The organism is Stappia albiluteola (assembly GCF_014050225.1).
Lineage (GTDB): Bacteria > Pseudomonadota > Alphaproteobacteria > Rhizobiales > Stappiaceae > Hongsoonwoonella > Hongsoonwoonella albiluteola.
In genome coordinates this window covers 166478-187670 of sequence record NZ_JACFXV010000063.1, presented here as the reverse complement: position 1 = coordinate 187670, position 21193 = coordinate 166478, and the positions used below count along the sequence as shown (strand labels likewise).

The following is a 21193-nucleotide window of genomic DNA, read 5'->3' as shown; positions in this document are numbered from 1 at the left end:
TTCGGCAAGCAAATGGTATCTGAAGGACATCATTGTCATTCTGGCCCGCTCATCAAGCTTCATGTCGCTGCTATCGCAACCCGTTTTCCGCTTCGCGCCCTCGCCCAACGGCCACCTGCACCTCGGCCACGCACTGTCGGCGCTGCTCAATTTCGATGCGGCACAAGACAGCGGCGGCCGGTTCCTGATCCGTATCGAGGACATAGACACGGTCCGCTGCACGTCCGCACTCGTCCGCGACGCGCTGGAAGATCTCGCATGGCTGGGCCTGACCTGGGAAGAGCCGGTCAGGCGGCAATCGGAGCATTTCGCCGACTATGCCGCTGCACTCCTGCGGCTTGAGGAAATGGGCCTCGTCTACCGCGCCTTCCTGACGCGCAGCGAAATCCGCGATTTTGTCGCACGGGTGGAGACCGGTGGCCGGGCCTATCCGCGCGACCCGGACGGCGCGCCGCTTTATCCCGGTGATGAAGCGGTTTTGTCAGCCGACGAAATCGCGGCTCGCGACGCCGCCGGGGAGTCGTTCGCCCTTCGCCTCGACATGAAGAAGGCGCTCGCAAGGATCGGCAAGCCGCTGTTCTGGATGGAAGAAGGCAGCGGCCCCCAGGGAGAAACGGGCAGGCTGCCAGCCGACCCTTCGGTCTGGGGGGACGTGGTGATCGCCCGCAAGGACACGCCGACCAGCTATCATCTCTCCGTCACCGTCGATGACGCTTTGCAGGGCATTACCCATGTAATGCGCGGGCGGGATCTCTTCCAGGCGACATCCGTGCATCGCCTGCTGCAGGAAGTGCTGGGACTGCCGGAACCCTGCTACCACCACCACCGCCTGCTTCTCGACCATGACGGTCGCAAGCTTTCCAAATCTGCCCGCGACACCTCGCTGCGCGACCTGCGCCGCCAGGGTTGCAGCGCACAGGATATCCGCCGGCTGGTAGGGCTCGCCTGAGGCCTTCGGTTATACGGCCAGAAACGCCATCCAGAGCCCGGTGGTCACCACCGCCGCCGCCGTGGTGAAGGTGATGGAATTGGCCGAGAGCGCGTGGCCGGTGCCATAGCGATTGGCAAACAGAAACGCATTGATCCCCGTCGGGCAGCAAGCGGTAAGCGTGGCGACCGCTACCCAGAGGGGCGGCAACCCGACGGCGAAACGCGCCGTGACATAGACCACCGCCGGCATCACGACGGCCTTCAGGAAGCTCATGATCAGCGCCGGACCGACATTGCCGCGCACACCATAGCGCACCATGCTCATGCCGAGCGAGAAGAGTGCGACCGGGATTGCCGCACTGGCGATCCGGTTCAGCACATCGGCGAAGATGCCGCTTATCGGCAAGCCGACGAAGCGCCATGCCGCGCCCGCCAATATGCCGACGACGATCGGATTGGTGGCGAGATTGACCAGCACCGTCCTGAGGATCTGCAGCGCCGGACGCCCTTGCTCCGTTCCGTCCACGACGGCGGCGCGTTCCATGAGCAGGGCACAAACTATGGTCAGCACCGGCAGGTGAACCGAGATCAGCACGAACAGTGGCACCAGCCCCTCTTCCGCGAAAATCGCGGTGATCAGCGGAATGGCCAGCATCACCGTATTGGCGAAACTCGCGCTGATACCGCCGATGACGACGGCCCGCGCCTCGCGGTGGAAGACCTTGCGCATGATCACCATGCCGATCGCCCAGGTTACCGCCACGCCCGTAAAATAAGCGAACCAGAAACCCCAGGGAGAAACCCCGCCGAGCGAACTGGTTGCCAGCGTGCGGAAGATCATGATCGGAATGGCGATGACGAAGACGAATTCGCCCAGCGCGTCGCCGATCGTGCTGTCGAGCAGGCCACTGCGCGCGGAACCGTAGCCAATGCCGATCAGCGCGAAGACCGGCAGGACAATCGTCAGGATTTGTATGACCATAGGCGCTCTTTGGCACGCGACCTTCTGCAACGCAAGGGCAGCTTGCGCGTCACAGTCTTGATTTCGCCACGCCGCCTGTCATTAGTCAGAACACTGGAAGTTGCGAGAACCGGTGCGGGAGCCTTCATGCCGGATACCGAAAACGGGGCTGCGGAAAGATCCGGCGACACGCTCGCCTCATTGCTGCATGATCTCAGGACTCCGCTGGCGGCGATGCGCACGGCCGGCGAGATCGTCTCCCGCGACCCCCTGACGATGAGGCAGAAGGACGCGCTCGACACGTTGAACGAGGCAATCGACGCGCTGTTGGCGATGACGGCGGAATTCATCGCGCCGCGTTCGGGCGACCACATTCAGGAGCCCGCTGGTGCCGCAATCCGCGCGGTCGCCCGTCTCTTTGAATTCGCCGCCGCCGCCAAGGGACTGGCCTTCTCCGCAAACATTGATCCAGGGCTCGATGCGCGGCTGGTCGCCGACAGCCTCGCATTGCGCCGTATCATCTCCGTCATCGTGGAAAATGCCCTCAAATTCACTCAATCGGGCACAATCTCATTGGAGGCCGCGCTGACCCGCGGCGGGGCAGGGGATACCCTCGTTCTGGAGTTGCACGACACCGGATGCGGCGTCGCGGAAGAAGACCGCCGCATGATCTTCCAGGCGCATCGGCGCGGCCGCTCAAGGGGAGCGACGGATCCTGAGGCTCAGGGATCGGGGCTCGGGCTGTGGAACGCATCGAGGCTCACGGTCCTGCTTGGCGGCAGCCTGGAGTTGGCCGACACCACCGAGCGTGGATCGACCTTCCGTCTAACGGTTCCGCTCCAGTTGCTGCCGGCTGTCGATCCTGTTGCCGGGGACGCGTTGCCGACGCCGGTCGTCATGGCACCGGATCAGCGCAAGCACCACATCCTCATCGTGGACGACAACGCCACCTTCCGCCGGCTGGCGGCGACGATGATCGAGGCTTTCGGATTCGAGACATCGATGGCGGAAAGCGGCGCCGAGGCGCTGAAGATGGCTTCAGATCCCGACATGCAGATCGACGCGATCCTGCTCGACCTCGCCATGCCGGACATGGATGGTGTCGCGACGCTCGCCGCGCTGCGGACGGGTTCCTTGCCGGCGCAACTCCCGGTCATCGCCATGACCGCGGCCGCCAAGCCGGCGGAGAGCCGACAAGGCATGGAAGGTTTCAGCGCCGTGCTCGCCAAACCGCTCGACCCGGGCCAGCTCTATGCGGCGCTTGCCGAAATCCTAGATTGAACACCTCGGATCAGCCGCGCCGCTCCTTGGTGGTGGCGTCGATTGCCTTCTGCAGATGGACGTCGCGGTCATAGACGTCGGCGTAATAGCCGATCTGGCCGTCCTGCTTCGGCCAGGCCGTGAAATAGGCGACATAGACCGGAAGATCGCCGGCGACGTCATCGGAGTGGTTCTTGCCGACGGCGATCTGCGAGGAAACGTAGTCGACCGACTTGCCGAGCACAGCGGCGGCCATGGCGCGCGGATTCTCCAGCCTGACGCAGCCATGGCTGAAAGCGCGGCTATCGCGCTGGAACAGGCGCTTGGCCGGCGTGTCGTGCATGTAGATCGCATGCTTGTTGGGGAAGAGGATCTTCAATTCGCCGAGCGCATTGTCGTCGCCGGGCTGCTGGCGGACGTTGATGGCCAGTTTCTTCGCCGCCACCGAATGCCAGTCCACCGAAGCCGAGGAAATCGGCCGGCCATTCGCCGTCGTCACCTCGTAGCCGAGACGGTCCAGGTAATACGGGTCCTGATTGAGCTTCGGCAGCATTTCGTTGACGATGATCGAGTAGGGCACGCCCCAATAGGGGTTGTATTCGACGATCTCCACCTTGTCGGTGAAGAAATAGGTCTGGTTGGACTTCTGGCCCACCACCGCGCGCATCGACAGCGGTTCCTTGCCGTCTTCGAGATAGGTCGCGGTAAAGGCCGGCTGGTTGATGAAGACATGGCGTTCGCCGAGCTGGCGCGGCAGCCAGCGCAACCGCTCCAGAGCCAGTTCGGCCCGCGCGATCTTCTGGGAAAGCGAGACGCCCTGCAACGCGCGGATGGTGTTGCTGCCGACCACGCCGTCTTGCGTCAGGCCCTTGTCTTTCTGGAAATCCTTGACGAGCGCGACCAGTTCCGGCGTGTAGTCGTGACCGTTCTGGTAGGCGTCGAGCGTCGCTTGATGCGCCGCCTTGACCTTGTCCGAGCCATTGAGGCGGATCGCCGCAACGACATTGACGAGTTCGGGATTGCTCTGGCCGGGCTTCAGCAGCGTGCCTTCCGCAATTTCGACCCTTGCGCCATCCTCCTGCCCCTTCAGCGCGGCGAGTTCGGCAACCAGTGCCTGGAACGGCGCGTTCTGCGGATTGCGGCGCTCCAGATAAGCGGCGACATCGTCGGATGCGGCCATGCTCTTCAGCGCCACAGCGAGGTCGACATCCTTGCGCGGCAGGTCGTGATAGCCCGACAGCCGGTTCGGATCGATCCGTCCGCGCATCGCATCGAGCACATAGGTGAGCGTGGCGGCGGAAAGCTGCATTTCGAAGCGCATCAGGCCAGCTTCGCCGCTGGCCGGATCCGGCAGGGCGACCGCGTAGTCCGCCGGGTCGAGCCCGTAGCGGTCCGCGTCGCCGAGTACCTGCAGGGCCACACGTGCCTTGTCGCTCACCTCGCCGTTCGAGACCCAGATGAACGCGGGATATTCCTCATAGTGGGCGACAACCGTCTTGCCGACCTCGGGCAAGGCGCGGATGGAGATATCGGCAAGGCTCGTCCGCGCATCGTTGAAGGCGCGTTCCTCGGACGGAACGGTCTCGACCGCCGCATTCGCATCGCTCACCGAACCGGTCACATCGGCAGCTGCGGCAGGGGTGCCGTCCTGCTCCGCCGATGGCAGCGCGGTTGCCGGAACCACAGCCAGGTCCTTGAGGGAGAAAACCTTCAGCTTGTCCGGCGCGTAGGTGTAGTAGCGCGGGCTTGCGACATAGGCCTTAACCGGCGCCGGCTTCTGCTCCACCTCGCGCTGGCGGCGCTGCTCCTCGTAGTGCCTCGGGTTGAAGATCCGGTCGAGAAAGCCCTGCGCATTGGCTTCGCCTGAGGGCGCCAGCATCGCCGCCGTCGCCACAGCGCACAGGAGGCCTGCCAGGGTGCCGCGTTTCAATTGAAGCATGTCAGACCACCATCAAATGACCGGATTTCAGCTACCTTGCGGTACTCAGAAAAAGAATTGGTAAATCACGCCGAACGAAAGCGATTCGACCTCCTGCGGAAGGTAAAGCAATACCGCGCCGCGTCAATGAACGACGCCTGTCAAATCTGCCTATGCCGGCCCGACGTCTGGCGTGCGTGGCAGCGGAGGCTCAGGTACGGCTGGCCCACAGAAGCTTCAGCGCAAAGCCTCCGATCACGCCGGCGAACAGCCAGTCGAACGTGCGCATCACCCTGGGCGAACGCCTCAGGGTCTTGGAAAAGGCATCCGCGCCCAGGACCATCGCGCCACAGATCGGGATCGACAGCAGCACGAAATAGAGGCCGAGGAAGATCAGCTTGCCGGCCGCATTCGGATCGCCGGCGGTGACGAACTGCGGCAGGAAGGTCAGGAAGAAAAGCGCGATCTTCGGATTGAGCAGATTGACGAGCAACCCGGCGAGAAACACCCGGGGCAGCCCCCGCCGCTCGCTCTTTTCCCGCGACACCGTCAGCGCGGATCCGTGCCGGATCGTCTGTATCGCCAGCCATAGCAGGTACAGCGCGCCGACGAGTTTCACCACGAAGAACGCGGTCGCCGAGGCGGCAATCAGCGCCGACAGGCCGAAAGCGACCAGCATCGTATGGACGACGCTGCCGAACAGCGCACCCGCCATCGACATCAGCCCCGCCGCGCGGCCCTGCTGCAGGGCGCGGCTGACGAAAAGCGTCATGTCCGGGCCAGGCGTGATCGCCAGCACGATGCAGGCGATGGTGAAGGCAAGAAGGACAGCACTGTCCGGCACGAAGGTCATGGCGCGCGCCCGTTGGGATGGGAGGGTCGAAGTGGCCGCACCCTACGCTCTCGCACGGCAGTCGGCCACTCATTTTCGAAAGCCTGCGATTCAGTCCCCGTGATGGCGAACCGCCCAGTCGAGCGCCTGTTCGAGGCGGTCGTTGCCCCAGAACAGTTCGCCGTCCTCGGTCACGAAGCTCGGCGCCCCGAATATGCCGAGCCCCTGGGCTTCGCCGACCGCCTCGCGCAAACGATCCTTGACGGATTGCGTTTCCACGGCGGTCATCACGTCCTTTGCCGGCGCGCCGATATCGATCAGGACCGCCGCCAGCAACTCTGGATCGGAAATATCCCGCCCCTCGCCGAATTCCGCGTGGAAGACCGCCCGCACGAAGGGTGCGCACCACTCGCCTTGTCGCAGATATTCGGCGATCCGCGCCGCCTTCAGGCCGTTTTGCGGGAATGGGTCTGGCTGCGCCAGGGGCAGGGACAGCAGTTCGGCCTGCCGTTCCAGGTCGCGCCACATGTAGCTGCCCTTGGCCGGGTAGATGTTGAAGGGGGACGTCGTCCAGCCCTGGGCAGCGAAGATCGGCCCAAGCAGGAAGGGTCGCCACTTCAGGCCTACTCCCCGGCTTTCGGCCAGCGCTTCGATGCGCATGGCTGTGAGGTAGCTGTAGGTTGACGCGAATTCGAACCAGAAACTGATGACGGGCTTTGTCACGGCCATCCCTCTCCTGCTGTCAGGCTGCCGATAATTCCAAATCCGGACGAATTGCGATAGACAGACCTTGCCGCCAACCACCGGAGCAATGCGTTGAAAGTCCATGACCGCAGCCAGTAGCTTTTCGCGGTATTTGAAATCGCTCTGGCGGTTCGCCGGCCGTTATCCGCTGACGGCCTGCCTCATCTATATCGCGGTGATTTCAGCTTTCTTTCTTGTGTTTCCGGGCGTCGACATCGCCGTCTCGCGGGCCTTCTGGTCGCCGGAGACGGGGTTTCCGGCCGCACAGTCCGACTTTCTCGTCAGGCTCCGCCATCTCGGGCCGCACCTGGTGAGGCTGATCGCCATCGCGGCCGGTGCAGTGATCCTTGTCAAGCTTGCGTGGCCCGACCGTCCGCCGCTGCTGCCTTTGCGTGTGCCGCTATTCCTGCTTTCGACACTGGCGCTTGCGCCCGGTATCGTGGTCAATGCGGTCCTGAAGGACAATTGGGGCCGCCCGCGGCCGCGCATGGTCGAGATATTCGGCGGCGACGCGCCCTATGTTCCCGTCTGGCATATCGCCGACTATTGCGAGAAGAACTGCTCCTTCGTCTCAGGCGAGGCCTCATCCGGTATCTGGCTCGTAAGCCTGGCTTTCCTTGTGCCGGCCGCCTGGCGCAAGGCGGTCGTTGTGCCGACGCTTGCGCTTGCCTTCGCGCTGTCCCTCAACCGCGTCGCTTTCGGCGGTCACTTCCTGTCGGACACGATGCTGTCCTGGGGGATCACGCTGCTGGTGATCCTCCTCATTCACCGCCTTCTGTTCGTCCACTGTCCGAGATGGCTTGGCGACGAGGCCCTCGACCGCGCGCTCACGCGCGCAGGCCATCGCCTGCGCCGGTTTGCCGCGCAGCTTGCGGATCGCGTCAAGGCGTGATCAGCCTTTCTTTGTCAGGATCTTCTCGATCTGGTCGGGCGGATGGCCGGTCAGCGTCTTGTCGAGTTCGGCGACGATGCGGCTGGTGACTTCCTTGTGAAACGCCTTGCGGAGATCGCCGAGCGTCGTCGGGGGCGCGGCGACAATGAGCTTTGAGTAACGCCCGGCATGGGCGGCCTTGTACATCGCTTCTGCAATTTCCTTGGCGAATCGATGCTTTTCGAGGCGATGCCAGTCGGTCGGTTCCACCGCACTGCGATTCGGTCCGAGTCCGTCGATATAGCGGCCGGGGGCATCCGTGCCCTGTTCGTGTGTCATCGGATTTTCATGTGCCAGCACACGCACGACCTGCAGATTGGGATAGTCGGCGTCGCCCTCGTTGCGAAAGACCAGCGCCTTTTCGCCGTCGCCAACCAGCACCCATGCATCGTGGTCGATCCGGACGCCGCCCATGCCTGCCTCCCTGGTCTTGGTATCGAAAAAGGGTCCGGCCCTAGGATAGCCGCTAACGTTCATATGACTATAGGTCAGTGGCGACCATAATCGATAGAAGAGGAAAAGGGACAGGATGACGCAGAAGCTCAACCCTGCCGAATGCGCCAAGCTTCTCGGCGAGCTTGCCGGGTGGTCGATGGCGGAAGACGGCCGGGCAATCGAGAGAGCCTTTCGTTTCGCGAATTTCGTGGAGGCCTTCGCCTTCATGACAAAGGTCGCGATGCGGGCGGAGAAGATGAACCATCATCCGGAATGGTCGAATGTCTATGGCCGGGTGACCATTCGGCTGACCACGCACGATGCCGGCGGACTGACGGAGCGCGATGCGAAGCTTGCCCGGGCGATCGACCAACTCGCGGGCTGAGCCGGTCAGCCTTTCTCGATGACGAACAGGCGGACGCCGCCGGCAAGTTCCTGCGAGACGAGCCTGTGGCCCGCCTCGTTGCAGAAATGCGGAATGTCGATGGCGGCCATCGGGTCCGTCGCAGCCACCTGAATACGGGCGCCGCTTTGAAGCTTCGCCATGGCCTTGCGCGTCTTCAGGACGGGTAACGGGCATTTGAGCCCTTTAAGGTCCAGATAAAGCTCGCCTTCGCTCAACAGTTTCCTCCGCCATCCGGTTGCTCGGCGTTTGCTGCTATATAGGGTTGAATCGCTTTTGCCGAAAAGTGCCCATGAGGAGAAAAGCTTATGACAGAGCCCGTGCCGTCGCCCTTCGACATTCTGGATTTCTGGTGGCAGGCGGGCCCTTCCAAATGGTTTGCAAGAAGCGACGCCTTCGACTGCGAAATCTGCGGGCGCTTCGGCGCGACGGTCGATGCGGCGATCGGGGGCGACTTCGAGGACTGGCGCCACACGCCGCATGGCGCGCTGGCCCTGCTCCTGCTGCTTGACCAGTTCACGCGCAATATCCATCGCGGACAGGCGCGCGCCTTCGCCGGCGACAGGCGCGCACTCGACATAGCAAGGAGCGCGGTCGAGCAGGAATTCGACCGGGCCTTTCCGAAAGAGGCCCGCACCTTCTTCTACCTTCCCTTCGAGCATGCCGAGGATATGGCGGCCCAGGAGCGCTCCGTCGACCTCTTCCGCCGCAACAGCGTGGAAAAGGAATACCTCTACGCACTGATCCATCTCGACGTGATCCGCCGCTTCGGCCGCTTCCCCCATCGCAATGCGGTACTCGGCCGCGAGACGACCGAGGCGGAAGCCGCATATCTCGCCGATGGCGGTTTCTCGGCCTGAAGCTTGATGTTGCGAAGCGCCGGCCGGCTCGCCGGCGCTCCTTTTGCTCATTTTTTCATCAGAATATTTTTATATAACTGACCAATTATTGTGCATTTCTTCGCACATGCACAATATCGGACCTCGGCAACGAGCGGCATCCAATCCCTGCAACCGCTCATGAATGCATCCCAACAACCGCACGTTTCTGCGGCTTTTGCCGTTTTATTCCGCATCGTCATCGCAATTGGCACGGTCCTTGAAACACGTGTGTCGGTTTCGGCCATCTTCCGCCGGAGCGCCTTCAACGAAAGCGGGGTCGCTTTCATCCGAGGGAACCGCTTCAGGATCAATATCCGGAGCATCTCCCGCCAAATCCGAACCGGATCTGGCAGGACATGCTCAAGGGGGGGGCAATCGACCGGACCGGGCCGTAAACGGCCGATCCCAGAACGAGGTCGGCTTTCAAGAACGAGAGGATCGGGAAGCGAGCATGAAAATCGTGATGGCCATCATCAAGCCGTTCAAGCTCGACGAGGTGCGCGACGCCCTCACGGGTATCGGCGTCCAGGGGATCACCGTCACAGAGGTGAAGGGCTACGGCCGGCAGAAGGGACATACCGAGATCTATCGCGGCACCGAATATGCCGTGAGCTTTCTGCCCAAGCTGAAGATCGAGGTCGCCGTACCGGCCGCAACCGCCGACAAGGTCGTCGAGGCAATCGCCAGCGCGGCCAAGACCGGCCAGATCGGCGACGGCAAGATCTTCGTCTATTCGATCGATCAGGCCCTTCGCATCCGCACCGGCGAATCCGACGCCGAAGCGCTTTGAATTCCCGATCAAGAGGATAACCCGATGAAGAAGCTACTCACCTGTTCCGCCCTCGCGGTCGGAAGCTTGTTCCTGATGGTGGATCCCGGCCTTGCGCAGGATACCACCGCTGCCGCGGAAGCCGCTCCGGAATTCGCCAAGGCGGCCGACACAGCCTATATCTTCAACACGCTGCTGTTCCTCATCGGCGGTTTCCTCGTCATGTTCATGGCGGCGGGCTTCGCCATGCTGGAGGCCGGCCTCGTCCGTTCCAAGAACGTGTCGATGCAGTGCCTGAAGAACATCACCCTCTACGCGATCGCGTCGCTGATGTTCTGGGCCTTCGGCTACAACCTGATGTATGACGGCGTCGACGGCGGCTTCATCGGCTCCTTCCTGCCGAAATCCATCCCGGCTCCGGATGCGGATGCCGGCGACTATGCGGCGGCATCCGACTTCTTCTTCCAGCTCGTCTTCTGCGCGACGACGGCCTCGATCGTTTCCGGCACGCTGGCCGAGCGCATCAAGCTATGGCCCTTTATCGCCTTCACCGTCGTGCTAACCGGGTTCATCTACCCGATCGCCGGCTCCTGGCAGTGGGGCGCGGGCTGGCTGTCCGTCATGGGCTTCTCCGACTTCGCCGGTTCCACCCTGGTGCATTCGGTCGGCGGCTGGGCCGCCCTTGCCGGCGCTCTCGTCCTCGGCGCGCGCCGCGGCAAATACGGTCCGGGCGGTCAGGTGACGCCGTTCCCCGGCTCCTCCATGCCGCTCGCCACCCTCGGCACCTTCATCCTGTGGCTCGGCTGGTTCGGCTTCAACGGCGCCTCGCAGCTTGCCATGGGTACCATTTCCGATGCCTCGGCAGTTTCCCGCATCTTCGTCAACACCAACACGGCGGCAGCCGCCGGCGTCGTGGTAGCGGTGGTCGCCACCCAGATCATCTACAAGAAGGTCGACATCACCATGGCGCTGAACGGCGCACTGGCCGGCCTGGTTTCCATTACCGCCGAGCCGCTGCAGCCGAGCATCTTCATGTCGATCGTCATCGGCGGCATCGGCGCGCTGATCGTCGTCTTCGCCGTGCCGCTGCTCGACAAGCTGAAGATCGACGACGTGGTCGGCGCGATCCCGGTTCACCTGCTTGCCGGCATCTGGGGCACCATTGCCGTGCCTCTCACCAACGCGGAAACCTCCTTCGTCACACAGGCCATCGGCATCGTTTCCTACGGCGTGTTCGTCTTCGTCGGCAGCCTCGTGCTGTGGTTGATCCTCAAGTCGACCGTCGGCATCCGCGTGTCGCCCGAGGAAGAAGCGCTCGGTCTCGACAAGGTCGAGATCGGCGTGGAGGCCTATCCCGAATTCGGGCAAGGCAGCCAGCGCGTCTGACATTTCCTCCCGCCAACCCGTCCCAGGCTGAGCGGCGCTGGCGCGGGACGGTACCTGGGCCCGGGCATTCCCGGGCCCTTTTTATTTGTCCATAAAGAAGGCAATCGCACAATTTTTGCGCCCAATCTTCAGGCACAAATGCCTTACCTTGGCGCCAAGCCTTAAAATTACGCAGGGTCTGACTGCGTTTTAACCGCCTCGAGCGGCTGGCATGCCTCTTGTATTCCCACTTGCCCGAATTATCGCCACCAGACGCTTTCCGGCCGGACAGCACCGGCCGACCGGGCAAGCTTCGCCGTGGGATCAACGCCTTGAACAAACAGGCTGGGAGGCATTCGTCGCATGTCCGCTTCACCCGAGGGTGCAAACGTCTTTTTCGTGCTGCTCGGCGCGATCCTCGTCTTCGCCATGCATGGCGGCTTCGCCTTCCTGGAAGTCGGCTCCGTCCGCCACAAGAACCAGGTCAACGCGCTGGTGAAGATCCTCGTCGATTTCGCGTTGTCCACGCTCGCCTATTTCGTGATCGGCTACACGATCGCCTATGGCGCGACCTTCTTCCAGAGCGCAGCGACCCTTTCGGGCGACGGCGGCACCTTCCTGCCGCAGGGCCTGACGCTGGTGAAGTTCTTCTTCCTGACGACCTTCGCCGCCGCCATACCGGCGATTATTTCCGGCGGCATTGCCGAGCGCATGAAGTTCCTGCCGCAATGCATCGCCACCCTCGTGCTGGTCGGCCTTGCCTACCCGATCTTCGAGGGGATCGCCTGGAACGGCAATTACGGCTTCCAGTCTTTCATTGAATCGACCTTCGGCGCTCCCTTCCACGATTTCGCCGGTTCGGTCGTGGTGCATGCGGTCGGCGGTTGGATCGCGCTCGGCGCCGTCCTGCATCTCGGGCCGCGCCTCGGCCGCTATACCAAGGAAGGCAAGGCGATCGGCATTCCGCCGTCCAGCCTGCCTTGGCTCGCGCTCGGGTCCTGGCTGTTGTGCGTCGGCTGGTTCGGCTTCAACGTGATGACCGCGGGCTCCCTCGACGCGGTATCGGGCCTCGTCGCACTCAATTCGCTGATGGCGATGGTCGGCGGCATCCTCGTCGCTCTCGTCGTCGGGCGCAACGATCCGGGTTTCGTGCATAACGGCGCGCTCGCCGGCCTCGTCGCCGTCTGCGCCGGCTCCGACGTGATGCATCCGCTCGGCAGTCTGGTTGTCGGTGGCGTCGCGGGGGCAATTTTCGTCAAGGGATTTGAATACTGTCAGCTGAAGCTGAAGATCGACGACGTGCTCGGCGTGTGGCCGCTGCACGGCATCTGCGGCGCCTGGGGCGGCATTGCCGCTGGCATCTTCGGCCTGGAGGCGCTCGGCGGCATCGGCGGGATCAGCTTCGGCGCCCAATTCTTCGGCACGCTGGCCGGCGTCGTCTATGCCTTCGCCATCGGTTATCTCGTGTACGGCGTCCTGAAAAAGACCCAGGGCATTCGCCTCACCGCCGACGAGGAGCGTCGCGGCGCCGACCTGTCGATCCACAAGATCAGCGCATCGCCCGAGCACGATATCGGGCGTTGAGACGAAATCTCCCCGCGGCCTTGAGCTTCAGCCGGCTCAATGCCCGCAGCCTGGCCCGGCGCTCGCGCCGGGCTTTCTTTTTACAGGACGACGATGCCGGAATGCTTGGCCTTGTGTTCCGGCTCTACATGGATCGTGGTGCGCGCCCCGGGCACGGCCTCGCCGATCGCCTCCTCGATACGATCGCAGATGTCATGCGCCTCGCGCACCGTCATGTCGCCCGGAACCACGAGGTGGAAATCGACGAACGTCACCCGGCCCGCCGGCCGGGTCCGCAGGTCGTGGGCTTCGAGAGCACCTTCACCGGCCGCCGAGATGATCTCCCGGATCTTCTCCTGCACGTCCGGTGCGGCGGCCTCATCCATCAGCCCACCAAAGGATTCCTTCATCAGCACCCAGCCGGACCACAGGATGTTGAGGGCGACAAGGCTGGCAAGGAGGCTGTCCAGCGCTCGCCAGCCGGTCAGCATTACCAGGGCCACGCCGGCAAGCACGCCGAGTGAAGACACCACGTCGGTAACGAGATGCCTGCCGTCGGCGACCAGCGAAATCGAGCGATGCCTGCGACCCTGGCTGATCAGGACATAGGCCCAGATGCCGTTGATGATGCTGGCCGCGCCATTCACCGCCAGGCCTTCAGCGTTGAAATCGACGGGCTTCGGGTCGACGAAGGCGAACCACGCCTCGCGCCCGATCGAAAGCGCGGCAAGGACGATCAGGACGCCGACGAAGACGGCGGCGAAATATTCGATCTTGTGATGGCCGTAGGGGTGGTTGCTGTCGGCGGGCTTGGCCGAATACCAGACGGCTCCGAGCGCCACCAGCGCCGAGGCAACGTTGACGACCGATTCCAGCGCGTCCGAATAGAGCGCGACCGAACCCGTCAGCCGATAGGCGAAGTATTTCAGCGCAAGGACGGCAGTGCCGACAACGACGCTGCCGATCGCGATGCGCAAACGCTGGGCCATGGGCGGCACACTCTCTTCCGGGAGGCCGGTTCCCCAAGGTTCTCGGCCCATGCCGACCGTCACGCTGCGGCCGGCAAAGGCCTTACCAGCTTTCTCACGCAAGGCAAGTCGTGGCCGGGAAAAAGTCGCCGAAGGATATGGGAAAGCCGGCGGATCGAACGGATCCACCGGCTTTCGAACTATCGCGACGAGCTACTTGCGATCAGTGAATAGCGGCGCCGATGATCGGACCCGGCCGGCCATTGACCTCCGGCTGCACGATTACCGCGTATCTGTTGGCCGAAAGCCGCGAAAGCTCGCTCGCCGGCAGGCTATAGACGGCCTCGCCGCCCTTCCACATGCCAACGGCACGCATGTCGCGTACAACATTCGTATAGGTGACGGAGCGTCCGGTATTCTCGCCGCGGCCGATCTGCACCGTCTCGTGGTCGTCCACGAAGAGGAAGAACACCATCGCCGCCTTCGTGCCCTTCGGCAGGTCGCCATCGACATGGATCTCGACCACGTCACCCTGCGGTTTCAATGAAACCTGGCAAGGCATCGGCCCCAGCTTGCTGACGGCGGCGGCCAGCGAACGCACGTCGCTGCCAACCACATGCTCGCCGCCATTGACCACGATCTGCGGTGTGTAGACCGAGCGGTCGCCTCGCCGTTCCGCATAGGCGCGCTGACGGGCGCTATAGGCCGGCGAGGCAAGCGTGTCCTTCCAGCCGAGGTAATCCCAATAATCTACCGGAAAGGAAAGTGCGACCACGCCCGGCTGACCGGCCACCGCCTGCAGCAGCTTGTCCGCCGGCGGACAGGACGAGCAACCCTGACTTGTGAAGAGCTCAAGAACGGCGGTTTCGCCTGCCTGAACGGACGTCGTCCCGAATACTGAAGACATCAAGGTTACAGCCCCAAAAGCGGCCGCGGTGAGAATTTTTTTCATGAGAAACCCGCCACCTGTCGCATACCAGCCCTTAGGGACAGGATAGGAAAGGAAGTCGTTCGAGACGAGTCACGAGCGGGTGAGGTCCGTTCAACTCTAAGCCGTGATCGCCGTCCAGGTGCCGTCTTTGCCCGTTATCGCGCTTCGCCGCCGACAAGCGCCTTCTCGATCTCCGGCGCAAACACCCTGTCGAATGTTTCTTGCGAAAGCGGACCGACGAACTTGAAGCGGATGGTGCCGTCGCGGCCGACTATGAAGGTCTCCGGGACGCCATAGACGCCCCAGTCGATCGTGGCCCGCCCGGCCTCATCCGCGCCAATACGCGCATAGGGATTGCCCAGCGAGCCGAGGAAGCGGCGGGCATTCTCCGCCTTGTCCTTGTAGTTGATGCCGACGAGCTGCACCCGCTTGTCCTTGGCAAGCCCGGTCAGGATCGGATGTTCCTGCCGGCAAGGCACGCACCAGGACGCGAAGACGTTGACCACGCTGACCTTGCCCAGGAGATCGGCTTTCGAAAGCCCGGGTACCGGACCGTTTTCGCCCAGAAGCTCGGGAACCGGCTGCAGGGTGAATTCCGGCGCCGGCTTGCCGATCAGCGCGGAAGGCACGAGAGACGTGTCCCGCCCGCTTGTCAATTGCAGCAGAAAGAGCGCGGCAAGCGCGCCGAACACGACGAGCGGCAACAGGGCGAGCACCGGCAATCCGCGCCTTTTCGCGCGCGGCGCATCGTCCATCCCGCTACCCGTTTCGGCATCCATGAAATCGCTCCTAACCCTGGTCCTGGCCGCCAACGTCCTGCGAGCGGCGCGTGATGCCTCGCGCTTCCAGCTCCGCCAGGTCCTTTCGCTGGCGCGCATAGTCGATCCTGACCCACAGGATCAGGCCGGCGATCACGGCGACAACCAGGATATAGGAGATGGTGATGAAGGAGGCGTGCGGGCCCAGGTCGAACAGCGGATCGAACATCGCTCTACTCCGCTGCCTGCGCCGTGGCCGTCGCCGGCTGCCGGGCCGCGGCGCGCATCTGCAGCGTCCGCACCCTGCGGCGCAGGATCTCGTTGCGCATCGCCATCATGTGCAGCACCAGGAAGAGAAGCGTGAAGGCCAGCGCCATGACCAGCAGCGGCCACAGGATCGTGGGATGGATCGTCGGCCCGTCGAGCCGGATCACGCTGGCCGGCTGGTGCAGCGTGTTCCACCAGTCGACGGAGAACTTGATAATCGGCAGGTTGACCGCGCCGACCAGCGTCAGGATCGCCACCGCCTTTCCGGCACGGATCGGATCCTCGATCGTCCGCCACAGCGCGATCAGGCCGAAATACATGATCAACAGCACCAGAACCGAGGTCAGCCGCGCATCCCACACCCAGTAGGTGCCCCACATCGGCTTGCCCCAGAGCGAGCCGGTCAGCAGCGAGATGAAGGTGAAGGCCGCGCCGATCGGCGCCGCTGCCTTCGCCGCGACATCGGACAGGGGGTGACGCCACACAAGCGTGCCGAGGCTCGCCATCGTCATCGTCGCGTAGCAGAACATGGCAAGCCAGGCGGCCGGCACATGCACGAACATGATCTTGACCGTCGCCCCCTGCTGGTAGTCGTCAGGCGCCACGAAGAAGGCCAGATAGAGCCCGGCCGCGAAGGCGACGACGGTCAGCGCCACGGCAAAAGGCAGCACGCGGGCGACGAAGGCCATGAACCGGCTGGGATTGGCAAGATCGATAAGAGCCATGCGGATGTTTCTAGTTCCAGGTTGCCGCGACTTCAATGCGGCGAAACGGCTTGTGATGCCTTGATCGCCGTCAATTGCGCCAATCGCGGCAATTTCCGGCGATTGTGAGGCTGGCTGCGTTCCCTCGCCCCCGGAAGCGGACGCATCGCTCAATCGCCCGAATGACGCAGTGCCGCCGCCGCAGCCAGCGGGCCGATGACCGAGGAGAGCAGGGTCAGCGCGCAAAGGATCAGGAAAGGCGTAAGGAACGGCATCGGCTGGGTGATTGCCGCCGAGGCCGCGCTGACGCCGAAGATGAGCACCGGGATCGTCAGCGGCACCACGAGCACGGCCAGCAGCAGCCCGCCGCGGCGCAGCGACACCGTGAGCGCCGCCCCGATCGCGCCAATCAGCGTCAGGGCCGGCGTGCCGGCGAGCAGCGTCAGCGTCACCGCGCCGATCGCCAGGGCGTCGAGGTTGAGGAAAATCGCCAGCACCGGCGCCGCGACCACAAGCGGCAAGCCGGTTCCGACCCAATGGGCAAGGCACTTGACCAGCACGATCAGCTCCACCGATCTGCCGGACATCAGCATCAGGTCCAGCGAGCCGTCGTCCCGGTCGGCCTGAAACAGCCGGTCCAGCCCGAGAAGGGTGGCAAGCAGCGCGCCGATCCACAGGATCGCCGGGCCGATCAGGGCGAGGAGGTTGAGATCCGGGCCGACGCCGAAGGGGATCACCGTGACGACGGCGAGGAAGAAGAGCACGCCGATCAGTGCTCCGCCGCCAACGCGCACGGCAAGCCGCAGTTCGCGCAATATGAGCGCCTGAGCCCAACCCGTCATTGCGCCGCCTGCAGGTGCAGTGTCGCGGTGTTGGCCAGACGAAGCGGCTGGTGAGTGGCCGCGAGGATCAGGCCGCCGGCTTCCAGATGCGCGCTCATCAGCTCGCAAAGGCGACCTTCGGAAGAGGCATCCAGCGCCGCTGCCGGTTCGTCGAGCAGCCAGACGGGGCGTTCAACGACGAGAAGCCTTGCGAGGGAAAGACGCCGCCTCTGGCCGGCGGAGAGATAGGCCGCGGGCAGTGTCGCGGCGTGGGCAAGGCCGATGAATTCCAGCGCCTCGTCGACGCCGCGCGCAGGCGCCCCGGCTTTCAGTCCCGGAGCGGACGCGGTGAAGGCCTGCCAGAAAGCGAGATTTTCTGCTACGCTCAGCGACGGTTTCAGCGCGTCCTGATGGCCGAAATAGTGGCAGTGCTCGAAGGGTGGGCGTTCGTCGTCGCCACCTTCCAGTCTGATGACGCCTTCCGCCACCGGCACGAGGCCGGCGAGTTGGCGAAGCAGGCTTGATTTGCCCACGCCGTTGGCTCCGGTGACCGCGAGCGCGGTGCCCGACGCGACCTTCAGCGAGACGCCCGCGAAAACGCGGCGCCCGCCACGATCGCAGGCAAGATTTTCGGCAACCAGCTGCATGAGGCGGCGAAGACATCCCGGGTTGGCGTGCCCGGCGACGTTGGCCGCTGCCAGTGGCACGATAAATTGCTTGTGCACGAGCGCGTGACGCCGATCAAGAAGCTTTGGCCTCATAAGCCGAAATGCCGAGGTGCGGTATCCCTCTCAGCGCTGGCACGCGCGTATAAAATTCGCTATAGGAGCGCCAACCCGCGCACCGGGCCGGATCCTCGGCCCCATGCTGCGAAAGTTCAGTCAGATCCGCCAGCCGGGAATTCCCAGGACCTGGACCGCGCGGATCCAGCCTAAGGCTGCGCCGGCTTTATCCGGCACGCCGCCACCAAGAAGGGGATCGCCAGCCGTGACCAAATCGCTCGACAGCTTCAAAGCCCGCAAGACACTCAAGGTCGGCGACAAGACCTACACCTATTTCAGCCTTCCGGATGCGGAGAAGAACGGGCTGGAAGGCATTTCCAAACTCCCCTTCTCGCTGAAGGTCATTCTGGAGAACCTGCTGCGCTTCGAAGATGGCCGCACGGTCACGAAGGAAGACATCAAGGCGGTCGCCGACTGGCTGAAGACCCGCACCTCCTCGCACGAGATCTCCTATCGTCCGGCCCGCGTGCTGATGCAGGACTTCACCGGCGTTCCCGCCGTCGTGGACCTGGCCGCGATGCGCGACGCCGCCGTCAAGCTCGGCGGCGACCCGAAGAAGGTCAACCCGCTGGTCCCGGTCGATCTGGTCATCGACCACTCGGTCATGGTTGACTATTTCGGCACCGCCGCCGCCTTCCGCCAGAACGTCGAGCGCGAATACGAGCGCAACCAGGAGCGTTACGAGTTCCTGCGCTGGGGCCAGTCGGCCTTCGACAACTTCCGCGCCGTGCCCCCGGGAACCGGCATCTGCCACCAGGTGAACCTCGAATATCTGGCCCAGACCGTCTGGACCAAGACCGAGGATGGCGAGACGATTGCCTATCCGGACACGCTGGTGGGCACCGACAGCCACACGACCATGGTCAACGGCCTCGCGGTCCTCGGCTGGGGCGTGGGTGGCATCGAGGCGGAAGCCGCCATGCTCGGCCAGCCGATCTCCATGCTCCTGCCGGAAGTCGTCGGCTTCAAGCTCACCGGCAAGCTCAATGACGGCATCACGGCAACCGACCTGGTTCTCACCGTCACGCAGATGCTGCGCAAGAAGGGCGTGGTCGGCAAGTTCGTCGAGTTCTACGGCGAAGGCCTCGATCACCTCAGCCTCGAAGATGCTGCGACCATAGCCAACATGGCGCCGGAATACGGCGCGACCTGCGGCTTCTTCCCGGTCGACAACGACACGCTCGCCTTCCTGAAGGCAACCGGCCGCGATGCCGACCGCGTCGCGCTGGTCGAAGCCTATTCCAAGGCGCAGGGCATGTACCGCGACGGCGGCGTCGAGCCGGTCTTCACCGACACGCTCGAACTCGACCTGTCGTCGGTCGTCCCCTCGCTCGCCGGCCCGAAGCGTCCGCAGGACCGCGTCACCCTCAGGGACGCCGCGAAGGAATTCGCCAAGGCGCTTGAGGACATCAAGGGCGGACGCAAGAACCAGGACGCCATCCCGGCCGTCAACGGCGAGTCCCGCTTCGTCGACGAAGGCGCAACCGGCGTGCTCGACAAGCCGCATCAGCGCTATGACGTCAAGGGCGCCGACCATGGCCTCGCCGATGGCGACGTGGTAATCGCGGCGATCACCTCCTGCACCAATACCTCGAACCCGAGCGTGCTGATCGGTGCGGGCCTCGTCGCCCGCAACGCCCGCAAGAAGGGTCTCAAGGTCAAGCCATGGGTGAAAACCTCGCTGGCGCCGGGCTCCCAGGTCGTCACCGACTATCTGGTAAAGGCCGGCCTGCAGGACGACCTCGACGCGCTCGGGTTCAACCTGACCGGCTACGGCTGCACCACCTGCATCGGCAACTCCGGCCCGCTGCCGGAAGAGATCTCCGCGACGATCAACGAGAATGACCTCGTTGCCTGCTCGGTGCTTTCCGGCAACCGCAACTTCGAAGGTCGCGTCAATCCGGACGTGCGGGCGAATTATCTCGCTTCGCCCCCGCTCGTCGTGGCCTATGCCATCGCCGGCTCGCTCAACGTCAACGTGGCGGAGGATCCCCTCGGCGTGGATCAGGACGGCAACCCAGTGTTCCTGAAGGACATCTGGCCGACCACGCAGGAAATCACCGACATCATCCGCTCGACGATCACCGAGGAGATGTTCCGCGGTCGTTACTCCGACGTCTTCAAGGGCGACGAACACTGGCAGGGCATCAAGGTCGAAGGCGGCCTGACCTATTCCTGGCCGACTTCCTCGACCTACATCCAGAACCCGCCCTATTTCGAGGGCATGACCATGGAGCCGAAGCCGCTTCAGGACATCGACAACGCGGCCGTCATGGGCCTGTTCCTCGATTCCATCACCACCGACCACATCTCGCCGGCCGGCTCGATCAAGGCCGACAGCCCGGCTGGCACCTATCTCTCCGAGCATCAGGTGGCGGTGCGCGACTTCAACTCCTACGGCGCGCGGCGCGGCAACCACGAAGTCATGATGCGCGGCACCTTCGCCAATATCCGCATCAAGAACCAGATGGTGCCGGGCGTCGAAGGCGGCTACACCATGAAGGATGGCAAGCAGCGCTGGATCTACGACGCTGCGATGGAATACCGGGCCGCCGGCCAGCCGCTCGTCATCTTCGCGGGCAAGGAATACGGCACCGGCTCCTCGCGCGACTGGGCGGCCAAGGGCACGACCCTGCTCGGCGTGCGCGCCGTCATCGCCCAGTCCTTCGAGCGTATCCACCGCTCCAACCTGGTCGGCATGGGCGTTCTGCCCTTCACCTTCAAGGACGGCGAGAGCTGGCAGTCGCACGGCATCACCGGCACCGAGAAGGTGACGATCAAGGGCGTGGCCGACCTGAAGCCGCGCCAGATGGTCGACATCGAGGTCGAGTTCGCCGACGGCAGCAAGAAGACCATCGAGGCGCTGTGCCGCATCGATACGCTGGATGAGCTGGAATACATCAAGGCCGGCGGCATTCTGCACTACGTCCTGCGCAACCTGGTCAACAGCTGATCATTTCGCGGAATTGA

The 21193-nt window shown here is 63.8% G+C and carries 22 protein-coding genes; 9 read left to right on the top strand and 13 right to left on the bottom strand.

Annotated features, from left to right (window positions below):
• Window positions 1–61: 61 nt before the first annotated feature.
• Window positions 62–949: a tRNA glutamyl-Q(34) synthetase GluQRS gene (gene gluQRS, locus H2509_RS16090; protein WP_182167294.1), complete on the top strand. Its 888-nt coding sequence runs from the start codon at window positions 62–64 to the stop codon at window positions 947–949.
• Window positions 950–958: 9 nt separating this feature from the next.
• On the opposite strand, the gene H2509_RS16085 is transcribed toward gluQRS, so the two are convergent.
• Window positions 959–1912, bottom strand: coding sequence for an AEC family transporter (locus H2509_RS16085; protein ID WP_182167125.1), 954 nt, complete (start codon window positions 1910–1912; stop codon window positions 959–961).
• A gap of 126 nt (window positions 1913–2038) precedes the next feature.
• Here H2509_RS16085 and H2509_RS16080 point away from each other — a divergent pair, with 126 nt between their 5' ends.
• A complete protein-coding gene (locus H2509_RS16080) occupies window positions 2039–3172 on the top strand; it encodes a response regulator (protein ID WP_182167123.1) in 1134 nt (377 codons plus the stop codon).
• Between the two features lie 10 nt (window positions 3173–3182).
• On the opposite strand, the gene H2509_RS16075 is transcribed toward H2509_RS16080, so the two are convergent.
• The 3 genes from H2509_RS16075 to H2509_RS16065 form a co-directional block, all read right to left on the bottom strand.
• A complete protein-coding gene (locus H2509_RS16075) occupies window positions 3183–5090 on the bottom strand; it encodes a L,D-transpeptidase family protein (RefSeq protein WP_182167121.1) in 1908 nt (635 codons plus the stop codon).
• A 190-nt stretch (window positions 5091–5280) separates the two neighbouring features.
• Window positions 5281–5922: a LysE family translocator gene (locus H2509_RS16070; protein WP_182167119.1), complete on the bottom strand. Its 642-nt coding sequence runs from the start codon at window positions 5920–5922 to the stop codon at window positions 5281–5283.
• Window positions 5923–6012: 90 nt separating this feature from the next.
• On the bottom strand, window positions 6013–6624 hold the full coding sequence (locus tag H2509_RS16065; protein WP_328805095.1) for a 2-hydroxychromene-2-carboxylate isomerase: 612 nt from the start codon (window positions 6622–6624) through the stop codon (window positions 6013–6015).
• 103 nt (window positions 6625–6727) lie between these two features.
• Here H2509_RS16065 and H2509_RS16060 point away from each other — a divergent pair, with 103 nt between their 5' ends.
• Window positions 6728–7537, top strand: coding sequence for a phosphatase PAP2 family protein (locus H2509_RS16060; RefSeq protein ID WP_182167115.1), 810 nt, complete (start codon window positions 6728–6730; stop codon window positions 7535–7537).
• Here the strand turns inward: H2509_RS16060 and H2509_RS16055 are convergent, their stop codons facing one another.
• Entirely contained in the window at window positions 7538–7990 is a 453-nt protein-coding gene (locus H2509_RS16055; RefSeq protein WP_182167113.1) for a baeRF12 domain-containing protein, read from the bottom strand.
• Window positions 7991–8105: 115 nt separating this feature from the next.
• Here H2509_RS16055 and H2509_RS16050 point away from each other — a divergent pair, with 115 nt between their 5' ends.
• Window positions 8106–8396, top strand: a complete 291-nt coding sequence (locus H2509_RS16050) for a 4a-hydroxytetrahydrobiopterin dehydratase (protein WP_182167111.1) — start codon at window positions 8106–8108, stop codon at window positions 8394–8396.
• A gap of 5 nt (window positions 8397–8401) precedes the next feature.
• On the opposite strand, the gene H2509_RS16045 is transcribed toward H2509_RS16050, so the two are convergent.
• Complete coding sequence (locus H2509_RS16045) at window positions 8402–8635, bottom strand: sulfurtransferase TusA family protein (protein WP_182167292.1); 234 nt, start codon at window positions 8633–8635, stop codon at window positions 8402–8404.
• 87 nt (window positions 8636–8722) lie between these two features.
• Here H2509_RS16045 and H2509_RS16040 point away from each other — a divergent pair, with 87 nt between their 5' ends.
• From H2509_RS16040 to H2509_RS16025, 4 genes are all read left to right on the top strand, one after another.
• Window positions 8723–9274 carry a DUF924 family protein gene (locus H2509_RS16040; RefSeq protein ID WP_182167109.1) on the top strand — a complete coding sequence of 184 codons (552 nt, stop codon included), beginning with the start codon at window positions 8723–8725 and terminating at the stop codon, window positions 9272–9274.
• Window positions 9275–9746: 472 nt separating this feature from the next.
• Window positions 9747–10085, top strand: coding sequence for a P-II family nitrogen regulator (locus H2509_RS16035; protein ID WP_182167107.1), 339 nt, complete (start codon window positions 9747–9749; stop codon window positions 10083–10085).
• Window positions 10086–10109: 24 nt separating this feature from the next.
• On the top strand, window positions 10110–11450 hold the full coding sequence (locus H2509_RS16030) for an ammonium transporter family protein (protein WP_182167105.1): 1341 nt from the start codon (window positions 10110–10112) through the stop codon (window positions 11448–11450).
• A 342-nt stretch (window positions 11451–11792) separates the two neighbouring features.
• Window positions 11793–13013, top strand: coding sequence for an ammonium transporter (locus H2509_RS16025; protein ID WP_182167103.1), 1221 nt, complete (start codon window positions 11793–11795; stop codon window positions 13011–13013).
• 80 nt (window positions 13014–13093) lie between these two features.
• Here the strand turns inward: H2509_RS16025 and H2509_RS16020 are convergent, their stop codons facing one another.
• From H2509_RS16020 to ccmA, 7 genes are all read right to left on the bottom strand, one after another.
• Window positions 13094–13981, bottom strand: coding sequence for a cation diffusion facilitator family transporter (locus tag H2509_RS16020; protein WP_182167101.1), 888 nt, complete (start codon window positions 13979–13981; stop codon window positions 13094–13096).
• A gap of 202 nt (window positions 13982–14183) precedes the next feature.
• On the bottom strand, window positions 14184–14867 hold the full coding sequence (locus H2509_RS16015; protein WP_182167099.1) for a DUF1223 domain-containing protein: 684 nt from the start codon (window positions 14865–14867) through the stop codon (window positions 14184–14186).
• A 179-nt stretch (window positions 14868–15046) separates the two neighbouring features.
• On the bottom strand, window positions 15047–15670 hold the full coding sequence (locus tag H2509_RS16010; RefSeq protein ID WP_235975021.1) for a DsbE family thiol:disulfide interchange protein: 624 nt from the start codon (window positions 15668–15670) through the stop codon (window positions 15047–15049).
• A 10-nt stretch (window positions 15671–15680) separates the two neighbouring features.
• Window positions 15681–15878, bottom strand: coding sequence for a heme exporter protein CcmD (gene ccmD / locus H2509_RS16005; RefSeq protein WP_182167097.1), 198 nt, complete (start codon window positions 15876–15878; stop codon window positions 15681–15683).
• Window positions 15879–15882: 4 nt separating this feature from the next.
• Window positions 15883–16641: a heme ABC transporter permease gene (locus tag H2509_RS16000; protein ID WP_182167095.1), complete on the bottom strand. Its 759-nt coding sequence runs from the start codon at window positions 16639–16641 to the stop codon at window positions 15883–15885.
• Window positions 16642–16790: 149 nt separating this feature from the next.
• Window positions 16791–17462: a heme exporter protein CcmB gene (gene ccmB / locus H2509_RS15995; protein WP_182167093.1), complete on the bottom strand. Its 672-nt coding sequence runs from the start codon at window positions 17460–17462 to the stop codon at window positions 16791–16793.
• Window positions 17459–18088, bottom strand: coding sequence for a heme ABC exporter ATP-binding protein CcmA (gene ccmA / locus H2509_RS15990; RefSeq protein WP_182167091.1), 630 nt, complete (start codon window positions 18086–18088; stop codon window positions 17459–17461). The genes ccmB and ccmA overlap by 4 nt, the downstream gene beginning before the upstream one ends.
• Window positions 18089–18428: 340 nt before the next feature.
• Between ccmA and acnA the strand changes: the two genes are divergently transcribed.
• On the top strand, window positions 18429–21176 hold the full coding sequence (gene acnA / locus H2509_RS15985) for an aconitate hydratase AcnA (protein WP_328805094.1): 2748 nt from the start codon (window positions 18429–18431) through the stop codon (window positions 21174–21176).
• Window positions 21177–21193: the final 17 nt, after the last annotated feature.

Excerpts from the sequence above, each read along its gene's own strand:
- H2509_RS16035 (WP_182167107.1), top strand. The coding sequence starts at position 9,747 with ATGAAAATCGTGATGGCCATCATCAAGCCGTTCAAGCTCGACGAGGTG.
- H2509_RS16075 (WP_182167121.1), bottom strand. The coding sequence starts at position 5,090 with ATGCTTCAATTGAAACGCGGCACCCTGGCAGGCCTCCTGTGCGCTGTG.
- H2509_RS16020 (WP_182167101.1), bottom strand. The coding sequence starts at position 13,981 with ATGGCCCAGCGTTTGCGCATCGCGATCGGCAGCGTCGTTGTCGGCACT.
- H2509_RS16030 (WP_182167105.1), top strand. The coding sequence starts at position 10,110 with ATGAAGAAGCTACTCACCTGTTCCGCCCTCGCGGTCGGAAGCTTGTTC.
- ccmD (WP_182167097.1), bottom strand. The coding sequence starts at position 15,878 with ATGTTCGATCCGCTGTTCGACCTGGGCCCGCACGCCTCCTTCATCACC.
- H2509_RS16000 (WP_182167095.1), bottom strand. The coding sequence starts at position 16,641 with ATGGCTCTTATCGATCTTGCCAATCCCAGCCGGTTCATGGCCTTCGTC.
- H2509_RS16025 (WP_182167103.1), top strand. The coding sequence starts at position 11,793 with ATGTCCGCTTCACCCGAGGGTGCAAACGTCTTTTTCGTGCTGCTCGGC.
- H2509_RS16010 (WP_235975021.1), bottom strand. The coding sequence starts at position 15,670 with ATGGATGCCGAAACGGGTAGCGGGATGGACGATGCGCCGCGCGCGAAA.
- gluQRS (WP_182167294.1), top strand. The coding sequence starts at position 62 with ATGTCGCTGCTATCGCAACCCGTTTTCCGCTTCGCGCCCTCGCCCAAC.
- H2509_RS16040 (WP_182167109.1), top strand. The coding sequence starts at position 8,723 with ATGACAGAGCCCGTGCCGTCGCCCTTCGACATTCTGGATTTCTGGTGG.
- H2509_RS16060 (WP_182167115.1), top strand. The coding sequence starts at position 6,728 with ATGACCGCAGCCAGTAGCTTTTCGCGGTATTTGAAATCGCTCTGGCGG.
- H2509_RS16055 (WP_182167113.1), bottom strand. The coding sequence starts at position 7,990 with ATGGGCGGCGTCCGGATCGACCACGATGCATGGGTGCTGGTTGGCGAC.
- H2509_RS16070 (WP_182167119.1), bottom strand. The coding sequence starts at position 5,922 with ATGACCTTCGTGCCGGACAGTGCTGTCCTTCTTGCCTTCACCATCGCC.
- H2509_RS16015 (WP_182167099.1), bottom strand. The coding sequence starts at position 14,867 with ATGTCTTCAGTATTCGGGACGACGTCCGTTCAGGCAGGCGAAACCGCC.
- H2509_RS16085 (WP_182167125.1), bottom strand. The coding sequence starts at position 1,912 with ATGGTCATACAAATCCTGACGATTGTCCTGCCGGTCTTCGCGCTGATC.
- H2509_RS16080 (WP_182167123.1), top strand. The coding sequence starts at position 2,039 with ATGCCGGATACCGAAAACGGGGCTGCGGAAAGATCCGGCGACACGCTC.
- H2509_RS16050 (WP_182167111.1), top strand. The coding sequence starts at position 8,106 with ATGACGCAGAAGCTCAACCCTGCCGAATGCGCCAAGCTTCTCGGCGAG.
- ccmA (WP_182167091.1), bottom strand. The coding sequence starts at position 18,088 with ATGCAGCTGGTTGCCGAAAATCTTGCCTGCGATCGTGGCGGGCGCCGC.
- ccmB (WP_182167093.1), bottom strand. The coding sequence starts at position 17,462 with ATGACGGGTTGGGCTCAGGCGCTCATATTGCGCGAACTGCGGCTTGCC.